Origin of the sequence: Variovorax sp. OV700 (genome assembly GCF_900099805.1) — a bacterium.
Classification (GTDB): Bacteria; Pseudomonadota; Gammaproteobacteria; order Burkholderiales; family Burkholderiaceae_C; genus Variovorax.
Genome location: NZ_FNDR01000006.1, coordinates 197,083 through 210,876, shown reverse-complemented (window position 1 = coordinate 210,876; position 13,794 = coordinate 197,083). Strand labels below are relative to the sequence as shown.

The 13,794-nt window shown below is 66.0% G+C and carries 17 protein-coding genes; 12 read left to right on the top strand and 5 right to left on the bottom strand.

Annotation, left to right across the window (positions count from 1 at the left end; genetic code table 11):
• The first annotated feature begins 87 nt into the window (after positions 1–87).
• From hda to BLR24_RS16190, 5 genes are all read left to right on the top strand, one after another.
• Positions 88–774, top strand: a complete 687-nt coding sequence (hda, locus tag BLR24_RS16210; protein WP_254787341.1) for a DnaA regulatory inactivator Hda — start codon at positions 88–90, stop codon at positions 772–774.
• Positions 775–793: 19 nt separating this feature from the next.
• Positions 794–2,431, top strand: a complete 1,638-nt coding sequence (gene pcnB, locus BLR24_RS16205) for a polynucleotide adenylyltransferase PcnB (RefSeq protein ID WP_093018624.1) — start codon at positions 794–796, stop codon at positions 2,429–2,431.
• On the top strand, positions 2,428–3,072 hold the full coding sequence (gene folK, locus BLR24_RS16200; protein WP_368086194.1) for a 2-amino-4-hydroxy-6-hydroxymethyldihydropteridine diphosphokinase: 645 nt from the start codon (positions 2,428–2,430) through the stop codon (positions 3,070–3,072). Before pcnB ends, folK begins: the two co-directional genes overlap by 4 nt.
• Positions 3,073–3,189: 117 nt before the next feature.
• A complete protein-coding gene (locus BLR24_RS16195) occupies positions 3,190–3,834 on the top strand; it encodes a DUF47 domain-containing protein (RefSeq protein ID WP_021006205.1) in 645 nt (214 codons plus the stop codon).
• 13 nt (positions 3,835–3,847) lie between these two features.
• Positions 3,848–4,858 carry an inorganic phosphate transporter gene (locus BLR24_RS16190; protein WP_093018622.1) on the top strand — a complete coding sequence of 337 codons (1,011 nt, stop codon included), beginning with the start codon at positions 3,848–3,850 and terminating at the stop codon, positions 4,856–4,858.
• 28 nt (positions 4,859–4,886) lie between these two features.
• Here BLR24_RS16190 and BLR24_RS16185 read toward each other — a convergent pair whose 3' ends face one another.
• Positions 4,887–5,333, bottom strand: a complete 447-nt coding sequence (locus tag BLR24_RS16185) for an NINE protein (protein ID WP_093018620.1) — start codon at positions 5,331–5,333, stop codon at positions 4,887–4,889.
• Positions 5,330–5,854, bottom strand: a complete 525-nt coding sequence (locus BLR24_RS16180) for a GNAT family N-acetyltransferase (RefSeq protein WP_093018618.1) — start codon at positions 5,852–5,854, stop codon at positions 5,330–5,332. Before BLR24_RS16180 ends, BLR24_RS16185 begins: the two co-directional genes overlap by 4 nt.
• 183 nt (positions 5,855–6,037) lie before the next feature.
• Here BLR24_RS16180 and rpsP point away from each other — a divergent pair, with 183 nt between their 5' ends.
• The 7 genes from rpsP (at position 6,038) to hisC (ending at position 11,153) form a co-directional block, all read left to right on the top strand.
• Positions 6,038–6,301, top strand: coding sequence for a 30S ribosomal protein S16 (rpsP, locus tag BLR24_RS16175; RefSeq protein ID WP_093018616.1), 264 nt, complete (start codon positions 6,038–6,040; stop codon positions 6,299–6,301).
• A 16-nt stretch (positions 6,302–6,317) separates the two neighbouring features.
• A complete protein-coding gene (gene rimM, locus BLR24_RS16170; RefSeq protein ID WP_093018614.1) occupies positions 6,318–6,872 on the top strand; it encodes a ribosome maturation factor RimM in 555 nt (184 codons plus the stop codon).
• 16 nt (positions 6,873–6,888) lie between these two features.
• Positions 6,889–7,635: a tRNA (guanosine(37)-N1)-methyltransferase TrmD gene (trmD, locus tag BLR24_RS16165; RefSeq protein ID WP_093018613.1), complete on the top strand. Its 747-nt coding sequence runs from the start codon at positions 6,889–6,891 to the stop codon at positions 7,633–7,635.
• Between the two features lie 120 nt (positions 7,636–7,755).
• On the top strand, positions 7,756–8,130 hold the full coding sequence (rplS, locus tag BLR24_RS16160) for a 50S ribosomal protein L19 (RefSeq protein ID WP_093018611.1): 375 nt from the start codon (positions 7,756–7,758) through the stop codon (positions 8,128–8,130).
• Between the two features lie 153 nt (positions 8,131–8,283).
• On the top strand, positions 8,284–9,003 hold the full coding sequence (locus BLR24_RS16155; RefSeq protein ID WP_093018978.1) for a CoA pyrophosphatase: 720 nt from the start codon (positions 8,284–8,286) through the stop codon (positions 9,001–9,003).
• A 47-nt stretch (positions 9,004–9,050) separates the two neighbouring features.
• Positions 9,051–10,049, top strand: a complete 999-nt coding sequence (locus BLR24_RS16150; protein WP_093018609.1) for a CobD/CbiB family protein — start codon at positions 9,051–9,053, stop codon at positions 10,047–10,049.
• Between the two features lie 15 nt (positions 10,050–10,064).
• Positions 10,065–11,153, top strand: coding sequence for a histidinol-phosphate transaminase (hisC, locus tag BLR24_RS16145; RefSeq protein WP_093018607.1), 1,089 nt, complete (start codon positions 10,065–10,067; stop codon positions 11,151–11,153).
• A 17-nt stretch (positions 11,154–11,170) separates the two neighbouring features.
• On the opposite strand, the gene rsgA is transcribed toward hisC, so the two are convergent.
• From rsgA to BLR24_RS16130, 3 genes are read right to left on the bottom strand one after another with little or no spacing between them, the layout of a single operon-like run.
• Positions 11,171–12,124, bottom strand: coding sequence for a ribosome small subunit-dependent GTPase A (gene rsgA / locus BLR24_RS16140; protein ID WP_055799539.1), 954 nt, complete (start codon positions 12,122–12,124; stop codon positions 11,171–11,173).
• Positions 12,125–12,136: 12 nt separating this feature from the next.
• Complete coding sequence (locus BLR24_RS16135) at positions 12,137–12,487, bottom strand: 4a-hydroxytetrahydrobiopterin dehydratase (RefSeq protein ID WP_055799535.1); 351 nt, start codon at positions 12,485–12,487, stop codon at positions 12,137–12,139.
• Between the two features lie 28 nt (positions 12,488–12,515).
• Positions 12,516–13,781 (bottom strand): M48 family metallopeptidase, encoded by a 1,266-nt coding sequence (locus BLR24_RS16130; RefSeq protein ID WP_093018605.1) that lies wholly within the window; start codon positions 13,779–13,781, stop codon positions 12,516–12,518.
• Between the last annotated feature and the right edge of the window lie 13 nt (positions 13,782–13,794).

Sequence of the window (13,794 nt, the reverse complement as noted above, 5' to 3'; positions counted from 1 at the left end):
GGGGCGCCGGTAACCGAAGCGGCCGGGCCGATAGAATTCCTCACGATTTTAAGGGCCCTCCGGGCCCCCTCCATGAACCTTCCCGGGATGAAACAGCTCGCGCTCGATATCGGCATTGCGACGGGCCCCAGCTTCGACGCTTTTTTTGCCGGCCCGAACGAGGCGGCGCTGCGGCACCTGCAACTGTGGGTGGGCGGCGCCGGCCAGCCGGTGCCGCACTCTCCCGTGCCCACCTATCTGTGGGGCGAAAGCGGCAGCGGCAAGACCCATCTGCTCGAATCGGTGCGTGTCGCACTGCGCGAGCAGGGCGCGAGCGTGGGTTGGCTGCACGCCGGCCTGCTGGAGCCGCCCGAGTTCGACGAGCGCTGGGGCGCCGTGCTCCTGGACGACGTGCACCTGTACACCGCGGTGCAGCAGCACGCGGCCTTCAACTGGTTCGTCAACGCGCAGACCCTGCAGCGCGGCGTGGTGGCCGCGGGCGCCCTGCCGCCGGCCGACCTGCCGCTGCGCGAAGATCTTCGCACCCGGCTGGGCTGGGGCCACGTGTTCCACCTGCAGGTGCTGAGCGAAAGCGAACGCCGCGCGGTGCTGCGGCAGGCGGCCGACGCGCGCGGCGTCATGCTGTCGGACGACGTGCTCGACTACATGCTGCACCGCTTCAGCCGCGACCTGGGCAGCCTCATGGAGCTGCTCACGCAGCTCGATGGCTATGCCCTGCAGACACAGCGCGCGATCACGATCCCGCTGATCCGATCCATGCTCGAAAACGAATAAAGAAGAGCTTCAACCAACAATGATCAAGAAATTCATCGACAAGCTGCTCGGCAAATCGGCCGGCGGCGCACAGGGCAAGAGCCGTTTCGGCAAGCGCCAGGAGGTGCCTGCGGAGGTTCACAAGATCGATCCAGCCCTGGTCGACGAACGCGCGAAGAACGTCGTCACCACGCTCCAGCAAGCCGGCTACGAGGCCTACGTGGTGGGCGGCGCGGTGCGAGACCTGCTGCTGGGCCTGCGTCCGAAGGACTTCGACGTGGCCACCAACGCCACGCCCGAGCAGGTCAAGTCGCTCTTCAGGCGCGCCTTCATCATCGGGCGGCGCTTTCGCATCGTGCACGTGGTGTATGGGCGCGGCCGCGAGCACGAGGTGATCGAGGTCTCGACCTTCCGCGCCTATATGGACAACGCCGCCGCCGAGCAGGTTGCCGGCAACGAGCGCACCAGCAAGGGCGAACTCGCAAGCATGAAGCACGCGGTGGACGCCAGCGGCCGCGTGCTGCGCGACAACGTCTGGGGCCCGCAGGAAGAAGACGCGGCGCGCCGCGACTTCACCGTGAACGCCATGTACTACGACCCGGCCAACCAGATCGTGGTCGACTATCACAACGGCATCAAGGACGCGCAGAAGCTCACGCTGCGCATGATCGGCGACCCCGCCACGCGCTACCGCGAAGACCCGGTGCGCATCATTCGCGCCATCCGCTTCTCGGCCAAGCTCGCGGCCCTCGGTTTCAAGATGGAAACCAAGACCGCCGCGCCGCTGGTCGAGTCGAGCAAGCTGCTGGCCGACGTGCCGCAGAGCCGCCTGTTCGACGAGATGCTCAAGCTGCTGCAGACCGGCCACGCCATTGCCACGGTGGAGCAGCTGCGCAAGCTGGACCTGGTCACTGGCATCTATCCGCTGCTCGACGTGGTGGTGGAGCGCGCCGATTCGCAATTCGTGAAGGCCGCCCTGCAGGACACCGACCGCCGCGTCGGCGAAGGCAAGCCCGTGGCGCCCAGCTTCCTCCTGGCCTGCGTGCTGTGGGCCGACGTGCGCGACGGCTGGGCTCAGCGCATAGAGGGCCGGCACGGCCAACGCCCGCAGCCGCCGTTCCCGGCGCTGCAAGATGCCATCGACGACGTGTTCAACGCCCGCATCGGCGACGTGTCGGGACGCGGCAAGCTGGCCGCCGACATGCGCGAGATCTGGATGATGCAGCCGCGCTTCGACAAGCGCACCGGTTCCACGCCCTACAGCCTGGTCGATCAGGCGCGCTTCCGCGCCGCCTTCGACTTCATGCGCCTGCGCGCCGACGTGGGTGAAGTCAGCGAGGCCATTGCCGAATGGTGGCAAGAGTTCAGCACAGCCGACGACGTGCGCCAGCAAGACCTGCTGGAGCAGGTGCGCGACGAGCAGAAGACCCGCCAGCGCGTGCGCACGCGCGACCCGGTGGCGCCCAAGCCTCACGGCGAACCGGCTGCGCGCCAGCGTCAGGACGGCCAGGAGCCGGCGCAGCAAGACGATGAGCTGGAAACCGAAGCCGCGGGCGTCTCGACCGATGGCGAGGCCGCGGCGCCGCGCAAGCGCCGGCGTCGCCGGAAGCCCCGCACCGGTGGTGCCGCGGGCGGTGGCGGTGCAGGCGAGGGCGGCGGGAGCGCCGCAGGCGAATGAGCGCCCCCAACCGGCCGAAGGATGGCAAGAGCGGCGGCAGGAGCCAGCCCGCGTCGCCGCGCGGCGGTGCCGCCAAGCCGAAGAGCGGCTCGGCGCCGGCACGCCGCGCGCCCAGCCGTCCCTCGGGCAAGGTGGCACCTGGCAGCCCTGCCGCACGCCGCACGCGCGAGGACTATCCGACGGTGCAGGCCTTCGTCGCCATCGGCGCCAACCTTGGCGACGCACAGGCGGCGGTGAAAGCGGCCATGGACGCCATCGGCACCATCGAACGCACCGTGGTCACGGCGCGCTCGTCGCTTTACCGCAGCGCACCGGTCGATGCGGCCGGGCCCGATTTCATCAATGCCGTGGTGGCTGTGCGGACCGGGCTCACGGCCGAGGCGTTCCTGGCCGAGCTGCATCTGCTCGAAGAGCAGGCCGGCCGCGAACGGCCGTTTCCAAATGCGCCGCGCACACTCGATCTCGACCTGCTGATGCACGGTAATGCGATCAAGGACACGCCCGCGCTGAGCTTGCCGCATCCCCGCATGCGAGATCGCGCCTTCGTGCTCAAGCCGCTGGCAGAGATCGCTCCGGACAAGGTGCCGCGCGCGGCGCTCGCCCGCGTCTCGTCACAGGTCATCGAGCGAATCCGCGACTGAGCCGGCCGGAGTCCGGAACCCTGCCGGACCGGCCGGCTTTGCGCCGCCCATTACACTTGCGCGGTTTTTCATGACGTTGTCACGCATTTGTGGCAGCCGCGAACCCAGGAGAGCGCCATGTTTGGCAAGCTGCTGCCCCGCGAGGGGAATTTTTTCGAGATGTTCAACCAGCACGCCGAGCGCATTGTCGAAGCGGCGCGGGCGTTCGAGCAACTCGTGGCCAATTACAACGACGTGCACTTGCGGGAGCAATACAACCGCGACGTCGACAATGCCGAGCGTGCGGCCGACCGCGTGACGCATGACGTCAACCGGCTGATCCACAAGACTTTCATCACGCCCATCGACCGCGAGCAGATCCACAAGCTCATCAACACGATGGACGACGTGGCCGACCTGATCCAGGATTCGGCCGAGACAATGGCGCTGTACGACGTGCGCCACATGACCGACGAGATCGTGCGCCTCACGGCACTGAGCGTGAAGTGTTGCGACCGCCTGAAAGACGCCGTCAAGTTCCTGGGCAAGATCGCCGACCCGGCCGTGGCCGAGGCCACGCTCAAGACCTGCGAGGAAATCGACCGCCTCGAGTCGGACGCCGATCGCGTGATGCGCAGCGCCATGAGCAAGCTGTTCCGCGAGGAGCCGGATGTGCGCGAGGTGATCAAGCTCAAGGCAATCTACGAATTGCTCGAGACGATCACCGACAAATGCGAGGACGTGGCCAATGTGATCGAGGGCATCGTCCTCGAGAATTCCTGATCGGCAGCAATCGATGGCAACGGTTCAGGTCGCCCTCTGGGTGGTGATGGTGCTGGTCGCGCTCGCGATCCTGTTCGACTTCATGAATGGCTTCCACGACGCGGCGAACTCGATCGCCACCGTGGTGTCGACGGGCGTGCTCAAACCGGGACACGCCGTGCTGTTCGCGGCCTTCTTCAATCTGGTCGCCATCTTCATCTTCCACCTGAGCGTGGCGGCCACGGTCGGCAAGGGCATTGCCCAGCCCGGTGTGGTCGATGTGCACGTGGTCTTTGGCGCTCTCGTGGGCGCCATCAGCTGGAACCTCGTGACCTGGTACTACGGCATCCCGAGCAGTTCGTCGCACGCGCTGATCGGCGGCATCGTGGGGGCCGTGATCGCCAAGACCGGTACCGGCGGCCTGGTGGCCACCGGCATCTGGAAGACCGTGGCCTTCATTTTCGTTTCGCCGTTTCTCGGCTTCGTGCTGGGCTCGATGATGATGGTGGTGGTGGCCTGGGGCTTCCGCCGCGCCACGCCGTCCCGCGTCGACCGCTGGTTCCGGCGGCTGCAGCTGGTGTCTGCCGGGGCTTACAGCCTGGGCCACGGCGGCAACGATGCGCAGAAAACCATCGGCATCATCTGGATGCTGCTGATCGCCACCGGCTACGCCTCGGCCACCGATGCGAGCCCGCCTACCTGGACCATCGTGAGCTGCTATGCCGCGATCGCGCTGGGCACCATGTTCGGCGGCTGGCGCATCGTAAAGACCATGGGCCAGAAGATCACCAAGCTCAAGCCCGTGGGCGGCTTCTGCGCGGAGACCGGCGGCGCGCTCACGTTGTTCCTGGCCACCGCGCTGGGCATTCCCGTCTCGACCACCCACACCATCACTGGCGCCATCGTCGGCGTCGGCTCCGCGCAACGCGCGAGCGCCGTGCGTTGGGGCGTGGCAGGCAACATCGTCTGGGCCTGGATCTTCACGATCCCGGCATCGGCCTTCGTCGCCGCCATTGCCTACTGGCTCAGCCTGCAGATTTTCTGAGGCGCGCGCCCTTCGGGCGCGCAACGGGCTACTGTGAAATCTTCCGGCCTTCTTCGACCTGGTGTTCGAAGTAGCGCTGGAAGCTGAACACGATGCTGGCCATCAGCACCGTGGTGCCGAAGAGGAGCGCGAGTACCACCGCCCCGATGGTGGCCCAGTTGGTGAGGCCGGGCGCGGCGTCCGGAGGCGCACCCGCGTTGAAGCGTGCATTCCACTTCTCGGGCGCCATGAGGCCGTAGATGATGGCCATCAGCGCGCATCCGGCGATGGTGAAGCCCAGGAACGGAATCAGAACCCAGCTCCAACCGTCGTCCAGGCCGTACATGCGTGCGCGCTCGATGCCGTAGAGGCCGAGCGCCGTGGGAATGGGCAGCAGCCAACCGAGCCAGTCGCCCATGCCGCGAAGGTAGAAGCGGTGCAGGCCCAAGGGGCCGCCCAGGAAGGAGAGCCAAGCGGCAATGGTCTTGTTTTTCATTCGGGTTTGGTGGTGCTGCCTTCGCCGAGGACCTTTTCCATCAGGACCACGTCGCGCCATTCGCCGAACTTCCAGCCGCAGTCCTTGAGCACGCCCACATGCGTGAACCCCTGGCTGCGATGAACGCCCACCGAGCCCGCGTTGGCCGAGTCGCCGATCACTGCGATGAGCTTGCGCACGCCCACCGCCTCTGCGGCCTGCGAGAGGGCTGCGAGCAGCTGGCCGCCCAGGCCCCGGCCACGTGCGGCTTCGGAGATGTAGATCGAGTCTTCGGCGGAAAAGCGGTAGGCCGGGCGCGGCTTGAACCAGTTGCAGTAGGCAAAACCCAACACTTCGCCGTTTTCTTCGGCAACGAGATAGGGCAGGTTCTTGCCGAGCACGTCGGCGCGCCGCGCCGCCATGTCGGCGGCCGAGGGGGGCTCGGTTTCGAAAGTGCCGGTGCCGTTCAGCACGTGATGGGCGTAGATGGCCGTAAGGGCCGCGACATCTTCGTCGCGGCTGGGGCGGATGATGAGGGTCATGCAGGTGGAAAACGAAGCGCGCCAAGCGCTGAAATTGGAGAAAACGCGGGTCGGGCTATAATCGCAGGCTTTTCAGCGTGTCGCTGGCCGGGTGGCCATGTCGCGTGTCTCGACGTTGAAAGAACACTGTGAGCGGGCTTCTTGTTTAGACAACGGGCTTGCTGCACCACCCAAGGATAAATCATGGTCGTCATTCGACTCTCCCGCGGCGGCTCCAAAGGCCGTCCGTTCTTCAACATCGTCGTGTCGGACAAGCGCGTTCGCCGCGATGGCCGTTTCATCGAGCGCCTGGGTTTCTACAACCCGATCGCCAAGGAAAACGAAGAAAGCATCCGTATTGCCCAGGACCGCCTGGCCTACTGGAAGGGCGTCGGCGCACAAGCTTCGCCGACGGTTCTGCGCCTGATCAAGCAAGCTGCAGCCGCAGCGCCCAAGGCAGCTGCCTAAGCTGTCCGGCACGCCGATGCTGCCTACACTCGAAGCCGCCGAATTGCCGGCGGATGCGATCGAGGTAGGACGCATCGCCGATGCATGGGGCATCAAGGGCTGGTTCAAGGTCCTGCCCCACAGCGCCCAGCCAGAGGCGCTTTTTTCTTCCAAGCGCTGGTTCCTGCAGGCTCCCGGAGCCTCGGCAACCGCAGCTTTCCGGCTCGCGATCCGCGAAGCCAAAGAACATTCCGACTGCATCGTCGCCTCGTCCGAAGATGTGCCCGACCGCAATGCCGCCGAGGCACTGCGCGGCGCGCGCGTGTTCGTGCCGCGCTCGAGCTTTCCGACGGCCGGCGATGACGAGTACTACTGGGTCGACCTGATCGGCCTTTCGGTGGTCAACCGCGAAGGCGTGGCGCTCGGCACGGTGCGCGAACTGCTCGCTACCGGCCCGCAGACCACGCTGGTGCTCGCGGCCGAAGAAGACGGCAAGGCCGTCGAACGCATGGTGCCCTTCGTCTCTGTCTTCGTCGACAAGGTCGACCTCGCCGGCCGCCTGATCACGGTCGACTGGCAGCCTGAGTACTGATCGAGGCTTCGCGCGCATGCGCTTCGACGTCCTCACGCTTTTTCCCGAACTGTTCGCGCCTTTCATGGCCAGCGGCGTGACGCGCCGTGCCTACGAGTCGAAGCAGGTCGAGGTCGTGCTCTGGAATCCGCGCGATTTTGCGCAGGGCAACTACAAGCGCGTGGACGACCGGCCTTTCGGCGGCGGTCCCGGCATGGTGATGATGGCTGAGCCACTCTCGACCTGCCTCGATGCGGCGCTCGCTGCGCGCGGCTCTCCGGCGCCTGTTGTGCTGTTTTCCCCCATCGGCGAATCCTTGCGCCACGAAGCGGTCGAGCGCTGGTCCGCCAGCGAGGGCGCGGTGCTGGTTTGCGGCCGCTATGAAGGCATCGACCAGCGCTTCATCGACACGCGCGTCACGCACCAGATCAGCCTCGGCGACTTCGTTCTCTCGGGCGGCGAGATCCCGGCCATGGCGCTGCTCGACGCGGTAGCCCGTCTGCAGCCCGGAGTGCTGGGCGATGAGGCCAGCCATGTGCAGGACAGCTTCAACCCCTCTCTCGACGGCTTGCTCGACTGCCCGCACTACACGCGGCCCGAGCAATGGAACGGGCAGGGCGTGCCGGCACCGCTGTTGTCGGGGCACCACGTGCAGATCGAGCGCTGGCGGCGCGACCAGCGGTTGGCCATTACCGCCGCGCGGCGCCCCGACCTGATTGCCGCCGCGCGCGCTGCGGGCCGCTTGAGCAAGGCCGATGAGACGGCCCTCAAAAAAAAGCTATAATCTTCGGTTCCCCGATCCTCTGCCCGGCCGCGCCTGGCTTTGTTGCGTTCAGTGATGAAAGAGCAATGAAACCAAAGGCGCCTTTTGTGTAGCGCGAGCACGATCGAATATCAGGAAATCATGAACCTCATCGAAACCCTCGAGCAGGAAGAAATCGCCCGCCTCGGCAAGAAGATCCCCGATTTCATGCCCGGTGACACGGTCATCGTCAGCGTGAGCGTCGTCGAAGGCACCCGCAAGCGCGTGCAGGCCTACGAAGGCGTCGTGATCGCCAAGCGCAATCGCGGCCTCAACAGCGGCTTCACGGTCCGCAAGATCTCCAGCGGCGAAGGCGTGGAGCGTACGTTCCAGACCTACAGCCCGCTGATCGCCGGCATCGAAATCAAGCGCCGCGGCGATGTTCGCCGCGCCAAGCTGTACTACCTGCGTGAACGCAGCGGCCGTTCGGCACGTATCAAGGAAAAGCTGCCGGGCAAGTCGCAGGCTGCCAAGTAAGCTGCTTGCTTCCGTGCAAAAAGCCGCCGCTCTGGCGGCTTTTTGCGTTGTGCGCCGTGCACGCTTCTTGCGAACCTGCGAAAAGACAACAGGCCCCTTTTACGCTCTACTCCTTCACTGAAACTCTCTCACTTGACCAATTCCGCCGCCTCCATGCCATTTGCGCCCGACGAACCCGTCAACGCCGTGGTGCCACCCACGCTGTTGGCGATCGACCCGCGCAAAGCACCGGTGGTGGGCGGTCCTGACGGCCTGCCGGCTGTTACACCCGCGCAGTTGACCACCGAGGCGCTGCGCAACCGCTTTGCCACTCCGCCGGAGTGGGTGCCCGAATTGCGCCGCGAGCCGCGCATGACCGAGCGCGCGCCGGCGCAGGCTGCCGTGCTGGTGCCCATCGTGCAGCGGCCGCAGGGCCCCACCGTGCTGCTGACCGAGCGCACCGCGCACCTGTCCACCCACTCGGGCCAGGTGGCGTTTCCGGGCGGCCGCGTCGACCCCGAGGACGCGAACGTCGCGGCGGCCGCGTTGCGCGAAGCCTGGGAAGAGGTGGGCCTGTCCGCCCGGTTCATCGAAGTGCTTGGTAGCCTTCCGACCTACACGACCGTCACTTCGTTCATCGTGACGCCCGTGGTCGCGCTGGTGAAGCCCGACTTCGAGCTCACCATCAATCCCTACGAAGTGGCGCTGGCCTTCGAAGTGCCGCTGGCCTGGCTCATGGACCCGGCCAACCACCGCCGCCATACCGTGCCCGCGCCCGACGGCACCCGCCGCGAGTGGTACTCGATGCCCTACCAGGACGGCGCCGAAGAGCGCTTCGTCTGGGGCGCCACCGCGGGCATGCTGCGCAACCTCTATCGTTTCCTCAGCGCCTGACCTCGGTCTGGCCGGGCTCGCGCAAGCTCTCTCGCTATCATCGAAGGATGAGCTTCTTTGCCATCCTGTGTGCGTTGCTGATCGAGCAGGTGCGACCGCTCGCCTCTCGCAACCCGGTGTACGGCGGCGTGCTGGCGTGGACGCGCTGGACCAGCCGCAACTTCGATGCCGGCAAGCCGCATCATGGATGGGTTGCATGGGCCCTTGCGGTGTTCGTGCCCACTTTGATGACGCTGGGCATCCACTGGCTGCTGGTGTTCACGCTCGGGCTGCCGTTTGCCGTGCTCTGGAGCATTGCGGTGCTGTACGTCACGCTCGGATTCCGCCAGTTCAGCCACCACTTCACGGACATTCGCGACGCGCTCGATGAAGGCGACGAGCCGCTCGCGCGTTCGCTGCTGGCGCACTGGCAGGGTGTCGATGCGGCCGATCTGCCGCGCAGCGAAATCGTCCGCCACGTGATCGAGCATTCGGTGATCGCGGCGCATCGCCACGTGTTCGGCGTTCTGGCATGGTTCTCGATACTCGCTGCCTTGGGACTGGGGCCGGCCGGTGCGGCGTTCTATCGCATGAGCGAATTCGTCTCGCGCTACTGGACACACAAGAACGGCGCGGCCATCCAGCCTTCGAGCGTCTCGGTGCAGCGGGCTGCGGAGCGCGCATGGCACGCGATCGACTGGCTGCCCGCTCGCATCACTGCGCTGGGCTTCGCGGTCGTCGGGAGCTTCGAGGAGGCCATCGATTGCTGGCGCAACGATGCGCGGCGTTTTCCGAGCGAAAACGATGGCGTGATCCTCGCGGCGACCTCGGGCGCGGTCAACGTGCGCCTGGGCGGCGGTGCGCTGAGCCCGATTCCCGTTGCCGACCCATTGCCGCGCGCGCAGGCCGGCGACTCGATGGGTGGCGGCCGGACCGATAGCGGCAGCACGCCGGGCCGCGAGCCCGAGCCTGGTCACCTGCGCAGCGTAGTCGGCCTGGTGTGGCGCTCGGTCGTGATGTGGATGGTGCTGCTGGCCCTGCTCACGCTGGCCCGGCTGCTCGGCTGAGAAGCGTCAAACGCCATGACCGCCACAGTGCCGGCCTTCTGGAGCCCGCGCATCGGCGCGCTTGAACCCTATGTGCCCGGCGAGCAGCCGCGCATTGCCAACCTCGTCAAGCTCAACACCAACGAGAACCCCTATCCGCCGTCGCCGCGCGCCATCGAGGCCATCCAGCAAGCGGCAGCGAACGGCCTGGAGCGCTACCCCGACCCGACCTCGCTCGCAGTGCGCGAAGCGGTGGCGCGGCGGCACCGCCTGCAAGCCGACCAGGTGTTTGCGGGCAACGGTTCGGACGAAGTGCTGGCGCACGCCTTCTTCGCCTTCTTCCAGCAGGCCGAGCCGTTGCTGATGCCCGACGTGAGCTACAGCTTCTATCGGGTTTATGCGCAGCTCTACGGCATTGAATGCGAACTGCTGCCGGTCGATGAGAGTCTGCGCATTGATGTCGATGCCTTGGCGGCCCGTGCCCGCAGCGGCTGTGCCGGCCTCGTGATCGCCAATCCGAACGCGCCGACGGGCATCGGGCTACCGCTTGCGCGCATCGAGCAACTGCTCGCGGCGTGCCCCGCGCGTGTGGTGCTGGTTGACGAGGCGTATGTCGATTTCGGCGGCGAGAGCGCGTTGCCGCTCATTGGCGAGTATCCGAACCTGCTGGTGGTGCAGACCTTGTCCAAGTCGCGCTCGCTGGCGGGCTTGCGGGTGGGCTTTGCGTGCGGACAGGCGCATCTGATCGACGCACTGGTGCGCGTGAAGGACAGCTTCAATTCCTATCCGCTCGACCGGCTCGCCACGGCGGGCACGGTGGCGGCGCTCGAGGACGAAGACTGGTTCAGGACCACGCGCAACAAGGTCGTCGATACCCGCGAAGGGCTAAGCCTGCAGCTCGAAGACCTCGGCTTCGAGGTGCTGCCGTCTCAGGCCAACTTCGTGTTTGCGCGCCATCCGAAGCGCGATGCGGCAGAGCTTGCGGCACTGCTGCGCGAGCGCGCGGTGCTGGTGCGGTATTTCAAGCAGCCGCGCATTGCGCAGTACCTGCGAATCAGCATCGGCACGCGAGAGCAGTGCGGAGCGCTGGTATGGGCGCTTGAATCGATCCTGGGCGTTCAGTAGCTCAGTAGCTCAGTAGCTCAGTAGCGCGACTGGCTCAGCTCGGCAAAGAGCTCGCCGTAAATCTTGTAGCGCGTCGCGCTGATCGGCCCCGGCTTGGCCGGCGAATCCACGTTCGCAATCACGCCGCATCCGGGCTCGTGCAGATGGGTGCAGTTGTAGAACTTGCAGTCGTTCGCGTGCTCGGCAATGTCGGGCATCAGCTTTGCGAGCTGCATCGGCTGGATGTGGTTGAGCCCAAATTCCTGGAAGCCCGGCGAGTCGATCAGGCCGGTGGTGCGCGCTTCGTCGATCCAGTACCAAGTGGTGCTGGTGGTCGTGTGCTTGCCTGAGTTCAGCGCCTGCGAAATCTCTTGCGTCAGCACGGTCGCGCCCGGCACCAGCAGGTTGGTCAGGGTGCTCTTGCCCGAGCCGGAGGGCCCGAGCACGAGGGTCGACTTGCCGGCAAGCAGCTTCATCAGCGACGCATAGTCTGCTTCGCCCGACGCCTTCAGCGACAGCGGCAGCACGCCGTGATGCATGCGGCGATAGGGCGCCAGCTTGTTCCATGCGCGCGCGAAGGGCTCGACCAGGTCGCTCTTGTTGAGCGCGATGATCGGCGTGATGCGCTCGGCCTCCGCCGCTATCAATGCGCGCGCCAGCTGATGCTCGGAAAACTCCGGCTCGGCGGCGATCAGGATCAGCACGTGGTCAAGGTTGGCCGCAAACGACTTGGTGCGGATCTCGTCCTGCCGGTAGAAGAGGTTGCGCCGCGGCACGACCTCTTCGATGGTGCCCTCGTCCTCCGTGGCCTGCCAGCGCACGCGGTCGCCGACCACCGCCTGGCTCTTCTTGCCGCGCGGGTGGCAGATCAGCCGCTCGCCAGTGGGTGTTTCGACGAGGCAATGACGCCCATGACTGGCAACAACGAGACCGTCGTGTAGTGTCTTCGCAGCAGTGGCGGCGGAGGCAGCGGCGCGGCCCGGTTTAGCCACGGGCGTGTTCCGTCATGCGGTGGGACCCGCAACCAGCGCGTCGGCCTGGCGTGCGCACTCGAAGTCGGTGACTGAAAGCCCGCCCACGTCGTGCGTGTTGAAGCGCACGGCGCAGCGGTTGTAGTGCACCGACAGGTCCGGATGATGGTCTTGCGTGTGGGCGATGAAGGCCAGCGCATTCACGAACGCGATGGTCTCGAAATAGTTGGCAAAGGTGAAGGTCTTCTCGATGGCGACGTTGGCACCGTCGCCGCTGAGCTTCCATCCGTCGAGCTTGGCGAGGCCGGACACGATCTCGGTGGCGCTCAGTGCGTGGCGGGGAGGAATGTTTTTCCAGTCTTTGGGTTTGAACATGCTGCTCATGGTCTCGGCTTCCGGGGCAAGTATTTTTTCAGGCCGCCGCCATGCGCGCGAGGCGCTCGGAGGCCGGAGGGTGGGAATAGTAGAACTTGACGAACACCGGGTCGGGCGTGAGCGTCGATGCATTGTCCTGGTAGAGCTTGAGCAGCGCGGCCGACAGGTCGGCGCCGCTGGTTTGCGCAATGGCATAGGCATCGGCTTCGAATTCATGCTTGCGCGACAGTCGGGCGGGCAGGGGCGCGACGAAGAATCCGAACACCGGAACCGCGAGCATGAACAGCAGCAGCGCAAGCGCATTGTTTGGCGCCGTTGCGGCCATATTGGGCTGCACCCCCAGGCCCGTGTAGAACCAGGCCTGCGTCGACACCCAGCCCAGAAGCGCGAAGCCCGCAAGGCTCAGCGCAAACATGGCCACGAGCCGCTTCACGATGTGGCGGTGCTTGAAGTGGCCGAGTTCATGCGCGAGCACGGCTTCCACTTCGCTTGCGTTGAGCTGGCGCAGCAGCGTGTCGTAGAACACCACGCGCTTGCTCGCACCAAAGCCCGTGAAGTACGCGTTGGCGTGGGCGCTGCGGGTGCTGCCGTCCATCACGAACAAGCCCTTGGCGGCAAAGCCGCAGCGCTTCATCAAGGCCGTCACGCGATCCTTGAGGTCGGGGTCGTCGAGCGGCTTGAACTTGTTGAACAGCGGCGCAATGAACGTGGGGTAGATCAGCATCCCCAGCAGGTTGAAACCCATCCACACAGCCCAGGCCCAGAGCCACCACGTGGTGCCGGCGGTGCCCATGAGCCAGAGGATCACCGCTGCGATCGGCAGCCCGATCGCCGCGCCGAGCAGCGTCGACTTGAGGGTGTCTGCAAGCCAGAGGCGGAGGGTCATCTTGTTGAAGCCGAAACGTTCTTCGAGCCTGAAGGTCTGCCAGAGCGTGAAAGGCAGCTCGAGCAGGGCGCCGATGGCCGCGAACGCCGCCAGCAGGGCCAACTGCTGCACCATGCCGCCGCCGAGCCAGGCCAGCAGCAGCCGGTTGAGCACGTCGAGCCCGCCCAGCAGCGTCCAGCCCAGCAGCAAAGCGGTGCTCCATGCCATCTCGACCAAGCCGAAGCGCGCCTTCGCAATGGTGTAGTCGGCGGCCTTCTGATGCGCGGCGAGGCTGATGGTGTGTTCGAAAGCGGCCGGCACGGCGCCGCGGTGCTGCGCCACGTGGCGCACCTGCCGCGAAGCGAGCCAGAACTTCACGAGCAGGCCCGCGACCAGTGCAGAGGCGAAGGCAATGGTGAAGATGAGCGAATAGGACATGAGCGTCGAGTTT

Bases quoted from the DNA above. Each gene is read 5' to 3' on its own strand.
- rplS (WP_093018611.1), top strand. From the start codon at position 7,756: ATGAACCTCATCGAAACCCTCGAGCAGGAAGAAATCGCCCGCCTCGGC.
- BLR24_RS16135 (WP_055799535.1), bottom strand. From the start codon at position 12,487: ATGAGCAGCATGTTCAAACCCAAAGACTGGAAAAACATTCCTCCCCGC.
- BLR24_RS16195 (WP_021006205.1), top strand. From the start codon at position 3,190: ATGTTTGGCAAGCTGCTGCCCCGCGAGGGGAATTTTTTCGAGATGTTC.
- rimM (WP_093018614.1), top strand. From the start codon at position 6,318: ATGCTGCCTACACTCGAAGCCGCCGAATTGCCGGCGGATGCGATCGAG.
- BLR24_RS16155 (WP_093018978.1), top strand. From the start codon at position 8,284: ATGCCATTTGCGCCCGACGAACCCGTCAACGCCGTGGTGCCACCCACG.
- folK (WP_368086194.1), top strand. From the start codon at position 2,428: ATGAGCGCCCCCAACCGGCCGAAGGATGGCAAGAGCGGCGGCAGGAGC.
- pcnB (WP_093018624.1), top strand. From the start codon at position 794: ATGATCAAGAAATTCATCGACAAGCTGCTCGGCAAATCGGCCGGCGGC.
- hda (WP_254787341.1), top strand. From the start codon at position 88: ATGAAACAGCTCGCGCTCGATATCGGCATTGCGACGGGCCCCAGCTTC.
- BLR24_RS16130 (WP_093018605.1), bottom strand. From the start codon at position 13,781: ATGTCCTATTCGCTCATCTTCACCATTGCCTTCGCCTCTGCACTGGTC.
- BLR24_RS16185 (WP_093018620.1), bottom strand. From the start codon at position 5,333: ATGAAAAACAAGACCATTGCCGCTTGGCTCTCCTTCCTGGGCGGCCCC.
- BLR24_RS16180 (WP_093018618.1), bottom strand. From the start codon at position 5,854: ATGACCCTCATCATCCGCCCCAGCCGCGACGAAGATGTCGCGGCCCTT.
- rpsP (WP_093018616.1), top strand. From the start codon at position 6,038: ATGGTCGTCATTCGACTCTCCCGCGGCGGCTCCAAAGGCCGTCCGTTC.
- hisC (WP_093018607.1), top strand. From the start codon at position 10,065: ATGACCGCCACAGTGCCGGCCTTCTGGAGCCCGCGCATCGGCGCGCTT.
- BLR24_RS16150 (WP_093018609.1), top strand. From the start codon at position 9,051: ATGAGCTTCTTTGCCATCCTGTGTGCGTTGCTGATCGAGCAGGTGCGA.
- BLR24_RS16190 (WP_093018622.1), top strand. From the start codon at position 3,848: ATGGCAACGGTTCAGGTCGCCCTCTGGGTGGTGATGGTGCTGGTCGCG.
- trmD (WP_093018613.1), top strand. From the start codon at position 6,889: ATGCGCTTCGACGTCCTCACGCTTTTTCCCGAACTGTTCGCGCCTTTC.